18 protein-coding genes are annotated in these 20,381 nt (G+C 59.7%); 7 read left to right on the forward strand and 11 right to left on the reverse strand.

Annotation, left to right across the window (positions count from 1 at the left end; translation table 11 throughout):
* Nucleotides 1-390, forward strand: a 390-nt coding sequence (locus GS12_RS18890) for a hypothetical protein (RefSeq protein WP_235421238.1), incomplete at its 5' end; no start/stop codon positions are given.
* Between the two features lie 80 nt (nt 391-470).
* Here GS12_RS18890 and panD read toward each other — a convergent pair.
* The 9 genes from panD to thpR form a co-directional block, all read right to left on the reverse strand.
* Entirely contained in the window at nt 471-851 is a 381-nt protein-coding gene (gene panD, locus GS12_RS18895; RefSeq protein WP_034912399.1) for an aspartate 1-decarboxylase, read from the reverse strand.
* Nucleotides 852-905: 54 nt separating this feature from the next.
* On the reverse strand, nt 906-1,760 hold the full coding sequence (gene panC / locus GS12_RS18900) for a pantoate--beta-alanine ligase (protein ID WP_034912400.1): 855 nt from the start codon (nt 1,758-1,760) through the stop codon (nt 906-908).
* Nucleotides 1,761-1,774: 14 nt separating this feature from the next.
* A complete protein-coding gene (gene panB / locus GS12_RS18905; RefSeq protein ID WP_034949657.1) occupies nt 1,775-2,569 on the reverse strand; it encodes a 3-methyl-2-oxobutanoate hydroxymethyltransferase in 795 nt (264 codons plus the stop codon).
* A 74-nt stretch (nt 2,570-2,643) separates the two neighbouring features.
* Entirely contained in the window at nt 2,644-3,123 is a 480-nt protein-coding gene (gene folK / locus GS12_RS18910; protein WP_034949660.1) for a 2-amino-4-hydroxy-6-hydroxymethyldihydropteridine diphosphokinase, read from the reverse strand.
* Nucleotides 3,120-4,541 carry a polynucleotide adenylyltransferase PcnB gene (gene pcnB, locus GS12_RS18915; protein ID WP_235421240.1) on the reverse strand — a complete coding sequence of 474 codons (1,422 nt, stop codon included), beginning with the start codon at nt 4,539-4,541 and terminating at the stop codon, nt 3,120-3,122. Before pcnB ends, folK begins: the two co-directional genes overlap by 4 nt.
* Nucleotides 4,542-4,622: 81 nt before the next feature.
* Entirely contained in the window at nt 4,623-5,501 is an 879-nt protein-coding gene (gene gluQRS, locus GS12_RS18920; RefSeq protein ID WP_034949680.1) for a tRNA glutamyl-Q(34) synthetase GluQRS, read from the reverse strand.
* 49 nt (nt 5,502-5,550) lie between these two features.
* Complete coding sequence (gene dksA, locus GS12_RS18925; RefSeq protein WP_034949664.1) at nt 5,551-6,006, reverse strand: RNA polymerase-binding protein DksA; 456 nt, start codon at nt 6,004-6,006, stop codon at nt 5,551-5,553.
* Between the two features lie 183 nt (nt 6,007-6,189).
* Entirely contained in the window at nt 6,190-6,894 is a 705-nt protein-coding gene (gene sfsA / locus GS12_RS18930; RefSeq protein ID WP_034949667.1) for a DNA/RNA nuclease SfsA, read from the reverse strand.
* Complete coding sequence (gene thpR / locus GS12_RS18935) at nt 6,891-7,424, reverse strand: RNA 2',3'-cyclic phosphodiesterase (protein WP_034949670.1); 534 nt, start codon at nt 7,422-7,424, stop codon at nt 6,891-6,893. The genes sfsA and thpR overlap by 4 nt, the downstream gene beginning before the upstream one ends.
* A gap of 69 nt (nt 7,425-7,493) precedes the next feature.
* Between thpR and hrpB the strand changes: the two genes are divergently transcribed.
* Nucleotides 7,494-9,935, forward strand: coding sequence for an ATP-dependent helicase HrpB (gene hrpB, locus GS12_RS18940; RefSeq protein WP_034949672.1), 2,442 nt, complete (start codon nt 7,494-7,496; stop codon nt 9,933-9,935).
* 93 nt (nt 9,936-10,028) lie between these two features.
* Nucleotides 10,029-12,554 (forward strand): bifunctional glycosyl transferase/transpeptidase, encoded by a 2,526-nt coding sequence (gene mrcB / locus GS12_RS18945; RefSeq protein ID WP_034949675.1) that lies wholly within the window; start codon nt 10,029-10,031, stop codon nt 12,552-12,554.
* 25 nt (nt 12,555-12,579) lie between these two features.
* Here the strand turns inward: mrcB and GS12_RS24395 are convergent, their stop codons facing one another.
* Nucleotides 12,580-12,762, reverse strand: a complete 183-nt coding sequence (locus GS12_RS24395; RefSeq protein ID WP_152601445.1) for a hypothetical protein — start codon at nt 12,760-12,762, stop codon at nt 12,580-12,582.
* 72 nt (nt 12,763-12,834) lie between these two features.
* Between GS12_RS24395 and fhuA the strand changes: the two genes are divergently transcribed.
* Genes fhuA through fhuB form a run of 4 tightly spaced genes read left to right on the forward strand, consistent with a single transcriptional unit; the run spans nt 12,835 to nt 18,766 of the window.
* Nucleotides 12,835-15,048: a ferrichrome porin FhuA gene (fhuA, locus tag GS12_RS18950; protein ID WP_051936973.1), complete on the forward strand. Its 2,214-nt coding sequence runs from the start codon at nt 12,835-12,837 to the stop codon at nt 15,046-15,048.
* A 53-nt stretch (nt 15,049-15,101) separates the two neighbouring features.
* The gene (gene fhuC, locus GS12_RS18955; RefSeq protein WP_034912428.1) at nt 15,102-15,890 is read left to right on the forward strand and encodes a Fe3+-hydroxamate ABC transporter ATP-binding protein FhuC; all 789 of its coding nucleotides are present in this window, start codon (nt 15,102-15,104) and stop codon (nt 15,888-15,890) included.
* 15 nt (nt 15,891-15,905) lie between these two features.
* Nucleotides 15,906-16,790: a Fe(3+)-hydroxamate ABC transporter substrate-binding protein FhuD gene (gene fhuD, locus GS12_RS18960; RefSeq protein WP_034949683.1), complete on the forward strand. Its 885-nt coding sequence runs from the start codon at nt 15,906-15,908 to the stop codon at nt 16,788-16,790.
* Entirely contained in the window at nt 16,787-18,766 is a 1,980-nt protein-coding gene (gene fhuB / locus GS12_RS18965; protein ID WP_034949676.1) for a Fe(3+)-hydroxamate ABC transporter permease FhuB, read from the forward strand. Before fhuD ends, fhuB begins: the two co-directional genes overlap by 4 nt.
* A gap of 31 nt (nt 18,767-18,797) precedes the next feature.
* On the opposite strand, the gene hemL is transcribed toward fhuB, so the two are convergent.
* Nucleotides 18,798-20,081 (reverse strand): glutamate-1-semialdehyde 2,1-aminomutase, encoded by a 1,284-nt coding sequence (gene hemL, locus GS12_RS18970; RefSeq protein ID WP_034949678.1) that lies wholly within the window; start codon nt 20,079-20,081, stop codon nt 18,798-18,800.
* Between the last annotated feature and the right edge of the window lie 300 nt (nt 20,082-20,381).

Genomic DNA, 20,381 nt, shown 5'->3' on the forward strand with positions numbered 1-20,381 from the left:
GTGGCAACGCAGGGCTACAATTCTCTGGCAAGTGGGGCAGGTAGTCTGGCGAAGGGGACAGGTGAGTTGGCAACCAGCGCAAAGAATCGCGCTTCGCAGGCCTATAGAGATCTCAATCTTCGGAGGGGAAATCAAATGCAAAGCAGCGGTACTTCCTCTGCCCCGACAAACCAGCCGATTCTGCCGCTGTCAGCCGCCCCGGCCGCAGCACCGGTGACACCAGCCGCTGCGGCGCAGACGACAGCACCCGCCGCCCCGCCAGTTTCCTCGCAAACGGCACCACCCCCCCGCGCTCAGGCGAGTTCATCGCAGACGGCGCCGACACGCGGCGCCTCACCCGCTGAGGAAATAGAAATGCAGCCGCTTGAGGGGAAAAGTAAGCAGGCGTAAGCGCGACAGGCAACCCTGGCAGCGCTGAAGGATGAATGATTGCCGTATCATGAGCGGGGGAGACTTCCCCCGCTCGTGGATCAGGCAACCTGCACCGGAACCGCTTTCGCCAGGCGCTTCATCTGATTATCGCCTTCGAAATAGGCCACTTTAGGCTGCCATTCGCGGGCTTCTGCATCCTCCATGGTGACATAAGAGCAGATAATCAGGATATCGCCTTCGCAGGCGCAGCGAGCGGCCGCGCCGTTGACAGAGATGATTTTAGAACCGCGCTCGGCGGCGATGGCATAGGTTGAGAAACGCTGACCGTTAGTCACGTTATAAATGTCGATCGCCTCATACTGAAGAATGCCGGAAGCGTCGAGAAAGTCCTGATCGATGGCACAGGAGCCTTCATAATTGAGATCCGCCTGAGTGACTTTCACCCGGTGAAGTTTGCCCTGCAACATGGTACGAATCATAGTATTGCTACCTTTGTTACATCATCATGACAGACGCCTGAGCGCCTGAACCGGTTACTGCGTTAAATCGACCTGCTGATTATCGATAAGGCGCGCCATACCGAGCCAGGCGGCCATCAGGATCACCGCGCGCTGACTGTCGACGTTCAGCGGCAGCAGCGTATCCGCATCGCAAATCGCCAGGCCATCCGGGCGCAATCCTTTCAGCGTCAGCGCCGCTTCGGCATCGGCAATAATCTCTTCCACGTGACGTTCGCCGCTGGCAAGGCGATCCGCCATGCTATTCATCACCTTGCTTAAGGCGGGAGCCAGCTTGCGTTCATCGGCACTCAGATAGCCGTTACGCGAACTGAGCGCCAGCCCGTCTTTGGCCCGCACGGTCGGCACGCCAATGATGTCGATGTCATAACCCATATCCGCCACCATCTTACGGATCAGCGCCAGCTGCTGGTAATCTTTCTCGCCGAAGCAGGCGAGATCCGGCTGCACCAGGTTGAACAGCTTGCTGACGATGGTCGACACGCCGCGAAAATGTCCCGGACGGCTGGCGCCTTCCAGCAGTCCGGAAAGTCCGGGCACCTCAACAAAGGTCTGCTCGCTGAGGCCGAGCGGATAGATATCGCCGGGCGCGGGCGCAAAAATCAGATCCACCTTGCGCTTGTTCAGCTTTTCGCAATCGTCCTGAAGCGTGCGCGGGTAGCGCGCCAGATCATCAGGCCGCTCAAACTGCATCGGGTTCACAAAGATTGAGACCACAACAATGTCGGCGCGTTCTCGCGCATCATCAACCAGCGTCATATGGCCGTCGTGCAGGTTACCCATGGTGGGCACCAGCGCAATACGTTTACCGTCCTGTCGCCAGCGGCGAATCTCCCGACGCAGCATCGGCAGGGTTTCAATAATCAGCACAAACCTTCCCCCGGTTAATTAAAACTGTGTTCGTCAGCAGGGTAAGCGCCTGCTTCGACATCCGCCACATACTGCCGGATTGCCGCGCGCATGTCGCCGGTTTCAGCAAGGAAATTTTTGGCAAATTTGGGGATGTGGCCGCCGGTAATGCCGAAGGCGTCATGCATCACCAGAATCTGCCCGTCGGTAGCGTTACCGGCACCAATACCAATCACCGGGATCGACAGCGTGTCGGTGATGCGCTTCGCCAGCGAAACCGGCACGCACTCCAGCACCACCAGCTGCGCGCCAGCCGCTTCCAGCGCCAGCGCGTCGGCAAGCAGGTTGTCGGCGGCAGTGCTTTCACGGCCCTGCACCTTATAACCGCCAAAAATATTAACCGACTGCGGCGTCAGGCCCAGATGACCGCAGACCGGAACGGCGCGCTCGGTCAGCTGTTTCACCGTCTCCGCCAGCCACTTGCCGCCCTCAAGCTTGACCATGTTCGCGCCTGCGCGCATCAGCGCCGCCGCGTTCTCAAAGGTCTGCTCCGGTGTGGCGTAGCTCATAAAGGGCAGATCGGACATCAGCAACGCGTTGGGCGCGCCGCGCCGTACGGCCTGCGTGTGATACACAATGTCCGTCACGGTGACGGGCAGGGTGGAGTCGTGCCCCTGCACCACCATGCCCAGCGAATCGCCAACCAGCAATACCGGCACGCCCTCATCGGCAAACAGGCGGGCAAAACTGAAATCGTAGGCGGTGATAGAGGCGAATTTGCGCCCCTCTTTTTTCCACTGGTGAAGCGTGGAAACCGTTGTTGGCTTCATCGTAACCTCTGTCGGATAGCTGTTGAGCGTATTTTAATGGAAGGACGAGCGCTTTGCATCCGCACGCGGCGGCGCTACCAGGGTTGAATTTGTGTGGTATCGAGTGAGGCGAGCAGGTCGGCGATGCGGACGCCGTCCGGCAGTTGCGCATCGGGCGCGATCTCCAGCAGCGGCAGCAACATAAATGCGCGATTGCGCATATCGTAGTGCGGCACGGTCAGTCGCGGCGTATTCAGCTGTAAATCGCCGAACAGCATAATATCGAGGTCAAGCGTGCGCGGCCCCCAGCGTTCATCTTTTCGAACGCGGCCCTGCTCCCGTTCGATGCGCTGCGTGAGGTCGAGCAGCGCCTCCGGCGCAAGCCCGGTATCCAGCGCCACGGCGGCGTTGAGATAGTCAGGCTGGTCGGGCGGGCCGTAGGGCGGCGTGCGATATAACGATGAGGTGGCGACGCGCAGGCTGTCAGGCAGCGCGTCAAGCGCCTCCAGCGCGGCCTGCACCTGATGCAGCGGATCGGCCAGGTTGCTGCCCAGCGCGAGGTAGACGCGCGTCATGCGTTGTTGTTATCGCTGCTGTTACGGCGCGGGCCGGGCACGCGTTTGCGTGGGCGACGCGTGCGACGACGCGGTTCGGGATCGCTGTCCAGCGTCGTAAGCATGTTTTTCTGCTGAGGCGGCGCGGCAACCTGAAAATCGTTCCACCAGGCGGCAAGCCGGAGCAGTTCCGTGTTGTTCTCCACCTCGGCGCGCAGCGCCAGCAGATCGTAGGCGGCGCGGAACTTAGGATGTTCCATCAGCTTCCAGGCGCGCTTGCCGTTGCGGCGCGAGAGCCGCAGTTGAAGCTGCCAGATATCACGGATTAGCGTGGTCAGACGCTTAGGGATCGCCAGCGAGCGGCACGCTTCGTCCAGCACGTCATTCATCGCCATCGCGAAAGCGTCGTAGTAGGACAGCCCGCTCTCCTGAGCAATTTTCTGGGCGGTTTCAAGCTGCGGATACCAGAACATGGCGGCAAACAGAAACGCAGGGTTAACGCGCATCTGATTGTGGATACGGCTGTCGGTGTTTTTCAGCACCTGCACAATCATCCGCTCCATATTGCTGTCGCCCTGCTCGGTAAAGTAGCGGGTGATCAGCGGGAAGAGCGGCTGGAACAGTTGATATTCACGTAGTTGCAGCCAGGTTGCGTAGCCGTAGCCCGTTTGCAACAGTTTAAGCGTCTCTTCAAACAGGCGCGCAGGCGGAATATCGTGCAGCAGCGTTGCCAGACGCGGAACAGGTTCGGCGGTTTCCGGCGCGATGGTCATATCCAGCCGTGCAGCGAAACGGATCACGCGCAGCATGCGCACCGGATCTTCGCGGTAGCGGGTTTCAGGATCGCCAATCAGGCGAATGATGCCCTGCTGAAGGTCGCTCAGCCCGCCGACATAGTCGCGCACCGTAAAGTCGGCGACGCTGTAGTAAAGGCTGTTGATGGTCAGATCGCGGCGCTGTGCGTCGTCTTCGATGCTGCCGAAAATATTGTCGCGCAGCAGCATGCCGTTTTGGCCGCGCTGCGAACCGTTGCGATCGGCTTCGTCCTGCTCCACTTCGTGATGCCCGCGAAAGGTCGCGACTTCAATAATTTCAGGGCCAAACATCACGTGCGCCAGGCGAAAACGGCGGCCGACAAGGCGGCAGTTGCGGAACAGCTTACGCATTTGCTCCGGCGTGGCGTTGGTGGTGACGTCAAAATCTTTCGGCGTTTTGCCCAGCAGCAAATCACGTACGCCGCCGCCAACCAGATAGGCTTCATAGCCCGCTTTGTTCAGGCGATACAACACCTTGAGGGCATTTTCACTAATGTCTTTGCGCGAAATGGTGTGATGATCGCGCGGGACCACGTTCATCCGTGGCGCCTGTATCGGTTCAACCGGCGCGTCGCCTTCGCGGCTTAAAACTTTTCGGCAAAAATTAGCAACTCGGGTAAAAATGGGACACCTCGATAGTGACAATAAGCTGGGCAATAAAAAAACAGCGGCTAATATAGCTCAGTGCGGCGCATTTGAGAATGCTCATTGCGGCATTGATGCGTCCTGACGCGGAACGGCGGCGAGATCCCAGCGATCAACAGCCTGTTCCAGCAGCGCGGTTTGCGACAGATCCCGCCATCCTTCGCCGACCGGCTGACCGAGAAAACGCAGCGCCTGCACCAGCGCAGGCCGCGCGTCGCCTGCGGGCAACGGCGCGGCATGATTTTGCTTGGAGAGTTTATTGCCGTCCGGATTAATTACCAGCGGCAGATGCAGATAATCAGGCGCCTGCCAGCCAAACTGCCGAAACAGCGTGAGCTGCCGCACCGTTGGCTCAATCAGATCCGCGCCGCGTACCACTTCCGTTATGCCCTGAAAATGATCGTCCACCACCACAGCCAGATTGTAAGCAAACAGGCCGTCGCGGCGGTGGATAATAAAATCTTCACGCGCGAGCGCGGCGTCAGCATGGATCTCGCCACGCAGCACATCCTGAAAACAGAACACCGGGCTGACGGATTTCAGGCGCAGCGCGGCATTTTCCGCAGGATGGTTCAGGCTGCGGCAGTGGCCGTCGTAGACGCCGTCAGGCAGTTGCTGAATACGGCTGCGGGGACAGGTGCAGTAGTAGCTGTGATGTTGGCGTTGAAGCCAGCTCAGCGCCTCGCCATAGGCCTCATGACGCTGTGACTGCCAGAGCACGTCGCCGTCCCAGTGCAGACCATGCTGCTCAAGCTGTTGCAGAATGCGCGCGGCCGCGCCGGGGACTTCTCGGGGTGGGTCGATGTCTTCGATGCGCACGCGCCAGCGGCCCTGCTGCGCACGCGCGCGCAGAAAGCTGCCAAGCGCGGCAATCAGAGAACCAAAATGCAATTCACCGGAAGGAGAGGGGGCGAAACGCCCTGTATAAGAAGCGGACATTGTTTCATAACGGCAGTGAAGCGGCTGCTTCACTGCGCGTCTTCAGCCATTAACCTGCCATCTGCTTTTCGCGAATTTCCGCCAGCGTTTTGCAATCAATGCAAAGATCGGCGGTGGGACGCGCTTCGAGACGACGGATACCGATCTCAACGCCGCACGATTCGCAGAAGCCAAAATCATCGTCTTCTACTTTCTTCAGCGTCTTCTCAATCTTCTTGATCAGTTTGCGTTCGCGATCGCGGTTACGCAGTTCAAGACTGAACTCCTCTTCCTGCGCGGCGCGGTCAACCGGATCGGGGAAGTTGGCCGCTTCATCCTGCATATGAGAAACCGTGCGATCGACTTCATCGCGCAACTGGTTACGCCAGGCCTCAAGGATCTTCCTGAAATGCTCCAGCTGGGCTTCATTCATGTACTCTTCGCCCGGCTTCTCCTGATACGGCTCTACGCCAGCAATGGCGAGAATACTCAGAGACGAGGTTTTACGGGTTTGCCCTTCTTGCATGTTGCTTCTCCTGGATAACACGCACTATCGATCCCCAGAGGGGAAAAAAACAGGCCGCTATAAATAACAGAAGCGATTCTGATTGGCAATTATTCCTCAACATGCCTTGACAGCACTGTGAAGAAAAGCGTAATTAGCGCAGCGTGACGCATCTTTTTTTAACAAAAAGTGCGTAATCCTGTCTTAAACCGCTACGTTCAGCGCTTTTTCTAACTGCATACCGTCGGGAGAAAGCCGCGCGTTATAACACAGCACCTCCACGCCGCTCTGTCGAGCCTGAACCAGTAGTTCTGCGTAACGCACATCAATGTGATGCGCGGGGGAAACGTCCTCAATTCCCGTGTGCAAAACGGCAAAAAAAAGAACCGCTCGCTGGCCATTTTCTGAAATCTTCGTCAGTTCACGAAGGTGTTTCTGGCCTCGTTCGGTTACCGCATCCGGGAAATACCCTTTGCCCTGCTGTAGTAGCGTCACGGATTTGACTTCAATATAGCAGTTCGCCTGATTATCTGCCTGTAACAGGAAATCAATTCGGCTTTTTTCAGCGCCGTATTTTACTTCGCTGCGCAGCGTGCAGTAAGCGGACAATTCCGGAATGCATTTTGCCGTCAGCGCCTCTTTGACTAACAGATTAGCGCGTAACGTATTTACGCATATCCAGTGGCCCTGCTGCGTCTGCGTCAGCTCCCAACTGTGCGGGTACTTGCGCGTCAGACTTTCAGATGTTGAATACCAGACGGTATCGCCCGGGGTCGCGCAGCCGGTCATCGCGCCAGTGTTGGCGCAGTGCAGCGTCAGCGCAACGCCTTCAGGAGTGATGACATCGGCGAGAAACCGTTTATAGCGCTTTACCAGCCGGGCCGGTTGCAGCGGCGGCGTAAACTTCATGGTTGCTCCAGCGGCCAGTGAGCGACTTCGCCATAGCGCGTCCGTCCCTGGCTGTACGATGAGTGATACAGCGCAAAGCGCGACACGCGGAACGGCCAGCTGAAATTACGCGGCGGCAACGCGACCGGCTGTGAAGCATTGCGCAGTAATGTGACGTGCGGATGAAAGGGCAGCGTACTTTGCGGGCAGCCGCTGCGCGCCGCCTGCGACCGTAAAAGTTCCGCCAGCTGGAGCAGCCCGCGCGGCGCGCGCTTTGGCCCCAGCCAGACCACGCCGGATCGCGGCCAGTGTCCGGCATCGTCCAGCGTGAGTGTAAACGCCGGTTGACGGATGCGACCCGCAGAATGTTGCAGCATCAGCGACCTTTCTTCGCTGATCTCACCCAAAAAAGCCAGCGTCAGGTGCAGATTTTCTGCCGCTACCGGCCGGCCTGCTTCCGCGGCGAAGGTTTCTGCGCGCCACTGAATGATGCTTTGTCGGCTCTCCCGGGGTAATTCAATGCCAAAAAACAGCCTTTTTTGCTCGCTCATGGTGCTCTCCGGTATTCCCTGAACAGGGATGCTACAATGCCGGGCAGGATAAGGCTATGGAGTTAAGACGTGAGTTCATTACCGGTCAGCGCCGTGCTGCCTGAACTGCTTGCCGCGCTGCGCGAGTCATCGCAGCTGCTGCTCGCCGCGCCGCCGGGCGCCGGAAAATCGACCTGGCTGCCGCTGCAAATTCTGCAACAAAGCGGCTTAAGCGGCCGCATTCTGCTGCTGGAGCCGCGGCGGCTGGCCGCGCGCAATGTCGCACAGCGCCTCGCCGGGCAGTTGGGTGAACAGCCCGGCGAAACCGTGGGTTACCGCATGCGCGCTGAAACCCGCAGCGGGCCGAACACGCGGCTGGAGGTGGTAACCGAAGGTATTTTAACCCGCATGTTACAGCGCGATCCGATGCTGGAAGGCGTGTCGCTGGTGATCCTTGATGAGTTTCATGAACGCAGCCTGGAAGCCGATCTGGCGCTGGCGCTGCTGTTGGATGTGCAGCAGGGCCTGCGCGACGATCTGAAAATCATGCTGATGTCCGCCACGCTGGATAACGCGCGCTTGCAGGCGATGCTGCCCGATGCGCCGGTTATTTGCTGCGAAGGGCGCGCCTTTCCGGTTGAACGCCGTTACGCTTCGCTCCCTGCCAGCCTGCGCGTTGAAGAGGCAGTGGCGCGCCAGGTGAGCCAGCTGCTGCGCGAGGAGCCAGGCTCCCTGCTGCTGTTTCTGCCGGGCGTCGGGGAGATCAAACGCGTACAGATGCAGCTTGCGTCGCAGGTATCCAGTGAGGTCGAACTCTGTCCGCTGTATGGCGCGCTGTCGCTGACCGAACAGCGCAAAGCTATCCTTCCGGCGGCGACGGGGCGGCGTAAAGTGGTGCTGGCGACCAACATTGCAGAAACCAGTCTGACTATTGAGGGTATCCGCCTGGTGGTGGATTGTGCGCTGGAGCGAACGGCGATGTTTGACGTGCGCACCGGTCTGACCAGGCTGCAAACGCAGCGCGTCAGTCAGGCGTCAATGACGCAGCGCGCCGGACGCGCCGGACGTCTCGAACCCGGCATTTGTCTGCACCTGATCGCTCGTGAGCAGGCGGAACGCGCTGCCGCCCACGCCGATGCGGAAATGCTGCATGCCGATCTGGCCTCGCTGTGGCTGAATATTTTGCAGTGGGGCTGCTATGATGCGCGGCAACTGCGCTGGCTGGATGCGCCACCCGCAGCCGGTCTTCGTCAGGCGCAGGCGCTGCTGTCTCAGTTGGGCGCCACCGACGCAGACGGAAAACTGAATGCGAAAGGCCGACAGATGGCGGCGCTGGGCGCAGAGCCGCGGATCGGCGCGATGCTGATTGCGGCCGGAGACGATGCCGACAGTATTGCTACCGCCGCGCTGCTGGCGGCGATGTTGGAAGAGCCGGATCGCAGTGGTGCAGATTTACGCGATGCGTTTCATCGCCGTCTGCCGCACTGGCTGGCACGGGCGAAACAGCTGCAAAAACGCCTGAAGGCAACGACCGGTTCGCCGGACGCCGGGCGGATAGCGCCGCTGCTGGCCAGCGCCTTCCCGGACAGGATCGCCCGTCGGCGCGGCGCTGAGGGACGCTACCAGTTAGCGAACGGCACCGGCGCCATGCTGGACGGTGCGGATGCGCTGACGCGTTACGAATGGCTGCTGGCGCCCGGCCTGTTGCAGGGGAGCGCGCAGCCGGACGCACGCATTTTGCAGGCTATTCCGCTGGATATCGCGGCGCTGGAAAACGCGCTGCCTCAACTGGTGACAACGCGCACCGAAGTAGAGTGGGATGAGGCGCGCGGCACGCTGCGCGCCTGGCAGCGAGAACAGATTGGCGAACTGGTGCTCAGGGCGCAGCCGCTGACCAAACCGGAGGAGGCCGAACTTCACCCGGCCATGCTGCGCTGGATCCGGCAAAAAGGTCTATCGCTGCTGAACTGGACGCCGCAGGCCGAGCAGCTGCGGATTCGGCTGGTGTGCGCAGCTCAGTGGCTTCCTGAGGAGAACTGGCCCGACGCTACCGAAAGTGCGCTGGTAGCGACGCTGGATCAGTGGCTGCTGCCTGCGATGAACGGCGTGCGCGACGCGCGCGGCCTGAAGCATATCGACGTCGTCGCGGCGTTATTACATTTACTCACATGGTCGCAGCGACAGCAACTGGATACTCTGTTACCAACTCATTACACTGTGCCCACCGGAAGTCGGCTGCCTATCCGTTACGATGAGGAGAAGCCGCCCGCGCTGGCGGTTCGCCTCCAGGAAATGTTCGGCGAAGCGCAGAATCCCTGCGTGGCGGCCGGGCGTATTCCCCTGGTGCTGGAGCTGCTTTCGCCCGCGCAGCGTCCGCTCCAGATCACCCGCGACCTGGCCGCGTTCTGGCAGGGTGCGTGGCGGGATGTGCAAAAGGATATGAAAGGACGCTACCCCAAACATTCATGGCCGGACGATCCGGCCAGCGCGCTGCCCACGCGGCGTACGAAAAAGTATTCCGCGCCCTCGTGAACCTCGCTATTTAGGAAGGTTCCCGTTCCGAAGCGCATTAAGCCATAACAGAGTAGTCGGCCTGGCCGACGGCTACCCGGAGAAGAGAAGAGCATGTCAGACGATCGCGAACCTATTGGGCGCAAAGGCAAACGGCCCCCGCGCAATCTGGCGGGCCAGGGTCGCCGCAGGGATGAGGACTATGAAGACGATTATCAGGATGACGAAGACGACGAGGAGAGTGAACCCGTGCCACGTAAAGGAAAAGGGCGTCCGCCGCGCAAGAAAAGAGGCTGGCTGAGCCTGCTGCTCAAACTGTTGCTGATTTTCATCGTGGTGATGGTTATTTATGGCGTCTACCTGGACGCGCAGATCCGCAGCCGCATTGACGGAAAAGTCTGGCAGCTTCCCGCCACGGTGTACGGGCGCATGGTCAGTCTTGAACCGGGCATGTCCTGGGACAAAAAAGAGATGATCGCCCTGCTGGAAGGCACGCAGTATCGTCAGGTCACGCGCATGACGCGTCCCGGCGAATTCACCGTGCAGGCCAACAGCATTGAGATGATCCGCCGCCCGTTTGACTTCCCGGACAGCAAAGAGGGGCAAATCCGCGCACGGTTGAGCTTCAGCAACGATGCGCTGAGCGAAATCAAAAACCTCGACAGCGGACGTGACTTCGGCTTCTTCCGCCTCGATCCGCGCCTGATCACCATGCTGCAATCGCCGAAGGGCGAGCAGCGCCTGTTTGTGCCGCGCGCGGGTTTCCCGGATCTGCTGGTGGATACGCTGGTCGCCACTGAAGATCGCCATTTCTATCAGCACGATGGCATCAGTTTCTACTCAATTGGCCGCGCTTTTCTGGCCAACATTACCGCCGGTCGCGCGGTGCAGGGCGGCAGTACGCTGACGCAGCAGCTGGTTAAAAACCTGTTTCTGACCAACGAGCGCTCTCTGTGGCGTAAGGCAAACGAAGCCTATATGGCGCTGATCATGGATGCGCGCTACAGCAAAGATCGTATCCTCGAGCTTTACCTGAATGAGGTGTATCTGGGCCAGGCGGGCGGCGATCAGATCCGCGGCTTCCCGCTTGCCAGCCTCTATTACTTTGGCCGTCCGGTGGATGAACTGAGCCTCGATCAGCAGGCGCTGCTGGTGGGCATGGTGAAGGGCGCATCGCTGTACAATCCGTGGCGCAATCCCAGGCTGGCGCTGGAACGCCGCAATCTGGTGCTGCGTTTGCTTCAGCAGCAAAAGGTTATCGATCAGGAACTGTATGACATGCTCAGCGCGCGACCGCTGGGCGTGCAGCCGAAAGGCGGCGTGATCACGCCGCAGCCGGCCTTTATGCAGATGGTGCGTAACGAGCTACAGGCGAAGCTGGGCGATAAGATAAAAGATCTGTCGGGCGTGAAGATCTTCACCACGCTGGATTCGGTGTCGCAGGATGCGGCTGAAAAAGCCGCGGAAGAGGGCGTGCAGACGCTGCGCAAGCAGCGCAAGCTGAACGATCTGGAAACCGCGATGGTGATTGTCGATCGCTTCAGTGGGGAAGTCCGCGCGATGGTCGGCGGCGCCGATCCGCAGTTCGCCGGTTATAACCGCGCGCTTCAGGCGCGTCGTTCGATAGGTTCGCTGGCCAAACCGGCCACCTATCTCACCGCGTTAATGCAGCCGGATAAATATCGCCTCAATACCTGGATTGCCGATAATCCGATCGCCCTGAAGCAGCCAAACGGTCAGATCTGGAAGCCGCAGAACGACGATCGCCGCTTCAGCGGTCAGGTGATGTTGGTGGACGCCCTGACTAACTCGATGAACGTGCCGACGGTGAATCTGGGCATGACGCTCGGCCTGCCGCAGGTGGTGGATACCTGGACGCGGCTGGGCGTGCCGAAAGATCAGCTTCAGCCGGTTCCGGCGATGCTGCTGGGCGCGCTCAACCTGACGCCGATTCAGGTGGCGCAGGCGTTTCAGACCATCGCCAGCGGCGGTAACCGCGCGCCGCTCTCCGCCGTTCGCTCGGTGATTGCGGAAGATGGCACCGTGCTTTATCAGAGCTTCCCACAGGCTGAGCGCGTGGTTCCCGCGCAGGCCGCTTACCTGACGCTCTATACCATGCAGCAGGTTGCCGATCACGGCACCGCGCGCGCGCTGGGCGCGCGCTATCCTCGCGCGCATCTGGCGGGCAAAACCGGCACCACCAACAATCAGGTGGATAGCTGGTTTGCGGGCATTGATGGCAAAGAGGTGGCGATAACCTGGATCGGTCGCGACAACAACCAGCCGACCAAACTCTACGGTGCCAGCGGCGCGATGCAGATTTATCGTCACTATCTTGATAATCAGGCGCCCATGCCGCTGTTGGCGACGCCGCCGGAAGATATTGCCCCGATGAACATCGACTCCGCCGGAAACTTTGTTTGTAGCAGTGCCAGCAGTAGCTGGCGAATGCTGCCGGTGTGGACCATCGATGGCAACGCGCTCTGTCAGCAACAGCAGCAGGTGATGCAGCAGCAACAGCAAATGCTGCAACAGCAGCAGGCGCCCCAGCAGCAGCCTCAACAGCAGCAGGCGCCGCAAAACGAGCAGAAAGACAGCGACGGCGTGGCGGGATGGATTAAAGATATGTTTGGTCAATAATCTTCATCCGATCAAAAAAGCCGGTTCATCCTGAACCGGCTTTTTTATCGTTCAGCAGCCATTGTGACAACAAATCAGCAGCAAACAGAGTGTTCAGATTAACAAGACCGTTACCGGCCTGTTTCTGGCAAACTACATTCGTCTGTTCGTGAATCAAATGGCGTTTGAGCCGGGCATTTCTTCTTGCAGAATTCACTGCGTTTCGCATATTATCCCCCCGTTATAATAATAATTCTCGTTTACGTTTACGACTTATCAATTTCATTCAGAGAAATGCCACATGCCAACCGCATCTTTGATTCGTTCGTCTTTGCCAGTGAAATGCCGCCTTGCCCTCCTTGTTGCTCTGGCCGTTTCCTCTTCCACTTTTGCCGCCGAACAGACGATTACCGTTGACGCCAGCACCAGTGATGCGCCACAGGAAAACGCATGGGGCCCTGCGGCCACCATCGCCGCCAAACACAGCGCAACCGGTACCAAAACCGATACGCCCATCGAGAAAAACCCACAGTCGGTTTCGGTGGTGACGCGTCAGGAGCTGGATATTCACCAGCCGATCTCGGTCAAAGAGGCGCTGGGGTACACGCCTGGCGTGACGGTAAGCAGCCGTGGCGCTTCTGACACTTACGACTTCGTGATTATTCGCGGGTTCTCCTCGCGCGGCCTGAACCAGAACAACTACCTGGACGGGCAGAAGCTCCAGGGCGATTTCTATAATGACGCCTCAATCGATCCCTACATGCTTGAACGCGTGGAATTGATGCGCGGGCCCACCTCGGTGCTCTATGGTAAAAGCAGCCCCGGCGGCATCGTATCTATGGTCAGCAAACGCCCGACCACCGAACCGCTACGTGAAGTGCAGTTTAAAATGGGCAGCGACAACCTGATGCAGACCGGGTTTGACTTCAGCGATGCGCTGGACGATAACGGCGAGTTTTCTTACCGTCTGACCGGCCTGGCGCGCTCTGCGAATGAGCAGCAGACCAACGCCGAAACCCAGCGCTACGCCATTGCCCCTTCCTTCAGCTGGCGTCCGGACGAAAAAACCAATTTTACTTTCCTCTCCTATTTCCAGAACGAACCGGAAACCGGCTATTACGGCTGGTTGCCGAAAGAGGGCACGGTCGAACCTCTGCCGAACGGCGGCCATCTCTCAAGCGCCTTTAATGAAGGCGCGACCAACAATACCTATTCGCGTAACCAGAAGATGGTCGGTTACGCTTTTGAACATGGGTTCAATGATACGTTCACCGTTCGACAGAACCTGCGCTTCTCTGAAATGAAAACGGCGCAGAACAGCGCCTACGGCACCGGCCTGTGTAACAACAGCATGAACGGCTTTAATGTTTACTGTCAGGCGCTGACGCCTGCTCAGCAGGCGCACTATCTGGGCCGCGGCACCGTTGTCGATCATGAACGTTTGCAGAATTTCAGCGTTGATACGCAACTGGAAAGCAAGTTCGGCACCGGCGATGTTCAGCACACCCTGTTAACCGGCGTCGACTATTCACGGATGCGTAACGATATCAGCGCGCTGTTTGGCAATGCGCCCGCGCTGGATCTGAATAATCTGCCCTCCATGAGCGACGTCGATTTTGGCGATGCGGTGCCGTACCAGATGAACGAGTCCAAACAGACCGGCCTGTACGTTCAGGATCAGGCGGAATGGGATAAATGGGTATTCACCCTGGGCGGTCGTTACGACTGGTCAACTCAGGCAACCACCGTGCGCGCTGATAACGGCTACATTGAGCGCAACGATCGCCAGTTTACCTGGCGCGGCGGCGTTAACTACCTGTTTGATAATGGCATCACGCCTTACTTCAGCTACAGCCAGTCTTTCGAACCCAACGCGTTCAGCCTCTACAGCGATCCGCGCGTGGCCTATGCGCCTTCCAAAGGCGAGCAGTACGAAGCGGGCGTGAAGTATGTGCCGAAAGATCGTCCGATTGTGCTGACGGGGGCAGTCTATCAGCTCACCAAGAGCGATACGCTGATGGCCGATCCTGATAACGCGCTCAACCAGGTGCCTGCGGGCGAAGTGCGCGCGCGTGGCGTGGAGCTGGAAGGTAAAGCTGCGCTGTCGGCCAACGTCAATATGACCGCCTCTTACACCTATACCGATGCGGAATTCACCAAAGACACCACGCTGAAAGGCAATACGCCGGAGCAGGTGCCTGAGCACATGGCGTCGCTGTGGGGTGACTACACCTTTAATAACGGCGCCCTGAGCGGGGTAACCCTGGGCGCCGGTGGTCGGTTTATCGGCTCAAGCTATGGCGACCCGGCGAACACCTTTAAAGTGGGCAGCGCGACGGTGATGGATGCCGTGGTGAAATACGATCTTGGTCGTTTTGGCCTGTACGGTTCCAACGTGGCGCTGAACGTTAAAAACCTGCTGGATCGTGAATATGTCGCCAGTTGCTTCCAGACCTACGGTTGCTTCTGGGGAGCAGGCCGCCAGGTTGTCGCGACCGCCACGTTCCGCTTCTAATCCTTTACCTACACGGGCGCGGTTCACCCGCGCCCTCCAATCAGAAGACCGCTATGTCGCACGTAACAGAAACAACCTTCACGCTGGATGGCGCGACGTTCACCGTACCAGGCCGTACGCTGCTGCAACCGCTTTCTCTGACGTTTCCTGCCGGCAAGGTGTGCGGGCTGATCGGCCACAACGGATCGGGGAAATCGACGCTGCTTAAACTGCTCGGAAGACACCAGGCCGCGACGGCGGGCAAGGTGCTGCTTAACGGTCAGAACGTGGAGACGTGGAATACCAAAGCGTTCGCCCGCGAAGTGGCCTATCTGCCGCAGCAGTTGCCGGCCGCCGAAGGGATGACGGTTCGCGAGCTGGTGGCCATGGGACGCTATCCGTGGCACGGCGCGCTGGGGCGGTTTGGTGCCGAAGATCGTGAGCGGGTTGAAGAGGCAATAGCGCTGGTTGGTCTGAAACCCTTTGCCAGGCGGCTGGTGGACAGCCTCTCCGGCGGCGAACGCCAGCGTGCGTGGATTGCCATGCTGGTGGCGCAAAACAGCCGCTGCCTGCTGCTTGATGAACCGACTTCCGCGCTGGATATCGCGCATCAGGTGGAGGTGCTGGCGCTGATCCAGCGGCTGAGCCACGAGCGCGGACTGACGGTGATCGCCATCCTGCATGATATCAATATCGCTGCCCGCTACAGCGATTCGCTGGTGGCGCTGCGCGAGGGCGCGATGATCGCGCAGGGCGATGCGCTGGACATTATGCAGGCGGAGGTGCTCGATCGTATTTATGGCATCCCGATGGGAACACTCCCTCATCCGAACGGCGGCGCGCCGGTAAGTTTCGTTTACTGAAGGATGGATATTACCATGCCGGATCCTGTTCGCCGCCGCCTGCTGATGGCGATGGCGCTTTCACCCTTACTTCCCGTGCTGCGCAGTCGCGCGGCGTCACCCGTCGATCTCAGCCGTATCATCACCATTGAGTGGCTGCCCACTGAACTGCTGATGGCGCTGGGCGTCGCGCCGATGGGCGCAGCGGAACAGCATGGTTATCGCAACTGGGTGGCCGAACCGGCACTGCCCGCCTCCACGGTGGATGTCGGCCTGCGCACCGAGCCGAATCTGGAACTGATGATCCAGATGAAGCCGTCGCTGATCCTCTGCTCGTCAGGCTACGGCCCGGATCTCAGCAGGATCCGCCAGATCGCCCCAACGATGGGGTTTTCCTTCAGTGATGAAAGCGGAAAACCGCTGGATGTGACGCGTAAATCATTGTTAAGGCTGGGCGAGCATCTCAATCTTCTGCCCCAGGCGCAGGCGCACCTCGCGCAGTACGACAGCTTCATTGCCGCTGCCAAAGTGCGCATGGCGCGGCGGACCAAACGGCCGCTGCTGCTGATCTCGGTGCTGGATAGCCGTCATACCATGGTGTTTGGCAAAGGTAGCCTGTTTCAGAACGTCATGGATGACCTGGGTATTGAAAGCGCCTGGAAGGGGGAAAGCTCTTTCTGGGGCAGCGCGGTCATTGGCATTGAACGGCTGATTGGCATGACGGGCGTTGATGCGATCTGCTTCGATCACGGCGACGATGCCGTCATGCAGCAGGTTGAGGCGATGCCGCTCTGGCAGGCGATGCCTTTCGTGCGCGAAAAACGTTTTCACCGCGTGCCGCAGGTCTGGTTTTACGGCGGCACGCTGTCGGCGATGCGCTTCTGCCGTTCGCTGGACAGCGTTCTGGGGACAACGGCATGAAAACATCCATTCGTATGCCGGCGGCGCTGCTGACGGGACTGTTCGTGCTGGCGCTGAGCCTCACCTGGTACAACTTCAGCCAACATTTGCCGCGCGACCAGTGGCTGCATGCCCTGTTAACGCCCGACAATAACAGCGGTGCGCAGATGGTATTCCACTTCAGCCTGCTGCCGCGCTTTGCGCTGTCGCTGTTGGTGGGTGCGGGACTGGGGCTGGTGGGGCTGTTGTTCCAGCAGGTATTGCGCAATCCGCTGGCGGAACCCACCACGCTTGGCGTGGCGACAGGCGCCCAGCTTGGCCTGACCGTGGCGACGCTATGGGCGGTGCCGGGCGGGCTTTTTTCCCCGCAGGTGGCGGCCATGAGCGGCTCGTTGATTGTCGGGATGCTGGTGTTCGGTATCGCCTGGGGCAAGCGCCTCTCGCCGGTGACGCTGATTCTGGCCGGGCTGGTGATTTCGCTCTATTGCGGCGCGTTGAATCAGCTTATCGGCCTGTTTAACCACGACTACCTGCAAAGTATTTTCCTGTGGGGCACCGGCACGCTCAACCAGATGGACTGGAGCAACGTCAGCTTTCTCTGGCCTAAACTGCTGGCAGGATTTTTGCTGTCGCTGCTGCTGCTCCGCCCGATGACGCTGATGGGGCTGGACGATGGCGTCGCGAAAAATCTGGGGCTGGCGCTGTCAGCGGCGCGCTTTGCCGTGCTGGTGCTGGCCATCGTCCTCAGCGCGCAGATCGTCAATGCCGTTGGCATCATCGGTTTTATCGGCCTGTTCGCGCCGCTGCTGGCGAAGCTGCTCGGCGCACGACGTCTGCTCAGTCGTCTGCTGCTGGCACCGCTGATTGGCCTGCTGCTGCTCTGGCTGGCGGATCAGCTGGTGATCTGGCTCACTGACAACTGGCGTGAGGTCTCCACCGGCACCGCGACGGCGATTATCGGCTCACCGCTGCTGTTGTGGCTGTTACCGCGTCTGCGCACCGGCGGAACGCCGCCTGCGATGAACGCGGGCGACAAAATACCCGTGGAGCGCCATCGTATCCTGCTGTGGAGCGCGGTCGGCTGCGCCGTTCTGCTGCTGATTGCCCTGGTGGCGCTCAGCTATGGCCGCGATGCCAACGGCTGGCGATGGGCGACAGGCGCGCTGTGGGAGCAACTGCTGCCATGGCGGATGCCACGGGTCGCCACCGCGATGGCGACCGGCATGATGCTGGGCGTGGCGGGATGTATTGTTCAGCGCCTTACCGGTAACCCGATGGCCAGCCCGGAAGTGCTGGGTATCAGTTCCGGTGCCGCATTCGGCGTGGTAGTGATGATGTTTTTGGTGCCGAATGACGCCTTCACCTGGCTGTTGCCTGCGGGGAGCCTGGGCGCCGCGCTGACGCTGCTGCTGATCCTGATCACCGGCGGGCGGGGCGGTTTTTCGCCGGAGCGTATGTTACTCGCCGGTATGGCGCTGAGCACTGCCTTTTCCACGCTGCTGATCCTGCTGATGGCCAGTAACGATCCGCGCATGACCAGCCTGATGGCGTGGATTGCGGGCTCGACCTACAAGGTGAGCGCGCTTCAGGCGCAGCGCACGGTGATTACCGCAGCAGTGCTGATTGCGCTGGTGCCGCTGTGCCGACGCTGGCTGACGCTACTGCCGCTGGGCGGTGAAACGGCGCGCTCTGTCGGTATCGCTTTAAAGCCGACGCGTATCGCGCTGCTGCTGCTGGCAGCGGCGCTGACCGCTGCGGCCACGCTGAGCACCGGCCCATTGAGCTTTATCGGCCTGATGGCGCCGCACATTGCGCGAATGATCGGTTTCCGCCGGACGGTGCCGCAGCAGATCATGGCTGCGCTGTTGGGCGGCGGTTTGATGATGGTGGCAGACTGGTGCGGTCGGATGGTGGCGTTTCCCAGCCAGATCCCGGCCGGGATGCTGGCGAGCTTTATCGGCGCGCCATACTTTATCTATCTGCTGCGAAAAATATAGTCAAGGGCAGGTGCAAACCTGCCCTTCCGGGTTAATCCAGCTTAGCGAAGCAGCGCCGCGCCGCGTCAACGGTGTGCTGAATATCCTCATTGCTGTGTGCCAGCGACATAAAACCGGCTTCCCAGGCGGACGGGGCGAGGTAAATGCCTTCCGCTAACATCAGATGGAAAAATTGCTTAAAGCGCGGCAGGTTGCAGCGGGTAACGTCCTCGTAGTGAGTGACCGTTTCGGCATCGGTAAAAAACAGGCCGAACATGCCGCCAACGTGGTTGACCACCAGCGGTATATTTTCCGCTTTCGCCGCGGCCAGCAGGCCGTCCGCCAGTTTGTCGGTGAGCGCGGTCAGACGGTCGTGCGATCCGGGTTTAGCAATTTCATTCAGGCAGGCCAGGCCAGCGGCCATCGCAATCGGATTGCCGGAAAGCGTGCCCGCCTGATAAACCGGGCCGGTGGGCGCCAGCGCGGCCATAACCTCGCGGCGACCGCCGAACGCGCCAACCGGCATTCCGCCGCCGATAATTTTACCCAGACAGGTCAGATCCGGTTTCACGCCATAATGTGCCTGCGCGCCCGCCAGCGCCACACGAAAACCGGTCATCACTTCGTCGATAATCAACAGCGCGCCAAACTCGTCGCACAGCGCGCGCAGGCCCGGCAGAAAGTCAGGCAGCGGCGGAATGCAGTTCATGTTGCCGGCAACCGGTTCAACGATAATGCAGGCGACTTCATGCGGATACTGCTCAAACGCCGCGCGCACCGTCGCCAGGTCGTTAAAGGTGCAGGTCAGCGTGTGTTTGGCGAAGTCCGCAGGCACGCCAGGGGAGTTGGGCTGGCCGAGCGTCAGCGCGCCCGATCCCGCTTTGACCAGCAGACAGTCGGCGTGACCGTGATAGCAGCCTTCAAATTTGATAATTTTATCGCGGCCGGTGAAGCCTCGCGCCAGACGGATCGCGCTCATCGTCGCTTCCGTGCCGGAGTTCACCATGCGCACCATGTCCATGGTGGGCACCAGTTCGGTCACCCGTCGAGCCATGGTTATTTCCATTTCGGTAGGTGCGCCAAAGCTCAGGCCGCGCGCTGCGGCTTCAATCACCGCATCGCGGATCGCCGGATGATTATGGCCCAGCACCATCGGCCCCCAGGAGCCGACGTAGTCGATATAGGCTTTGCCATCGACGTCATAAATCTTTGCGCCGTCTGCGCGTTCGATAAAGAGCGGTATGCCGCCAACGCCAGCAAAGGCGCGAACCGGCGAGTTGACCCCGCCGGGAATGAATTGCTGCGCCTGAGCATAGAGATTTTCTGACTGACTCATGATTCCGCTCCTGAAGATTCATTAAAAAACCCCTACATTCTAGGGAACAAGCCGACCGGATAAAAGGAGAGTTGCAGAATGAAAAGTTTTTTATCGGATCTTACCTGCCGTTTTGCGTAAAATACGGGTGGTTTTGCTGGCAGGTATCATTAAATAAATGAACGACTCTTCTCACTCCTCCGACTCGCTACGTGTGGTTCCCGCACGCCGGGGTGATTTTCTTCGTCTGATGCTGCGCCGTGACAAAACGCCGGTGGCAGTGCTGATTCTGGCAGGCGTGGTCGGTACGCTGGCGGGGCT

Source organism: Erwinia oleae (genome assembly GCF_000770305.1).
Classification (GTDB): Bacteria; Pseudomonadota; Gammaproteobacteria; order Enterobacterales; family Enterobacteriaceae; genus Erwinia; species Erwinia oleae.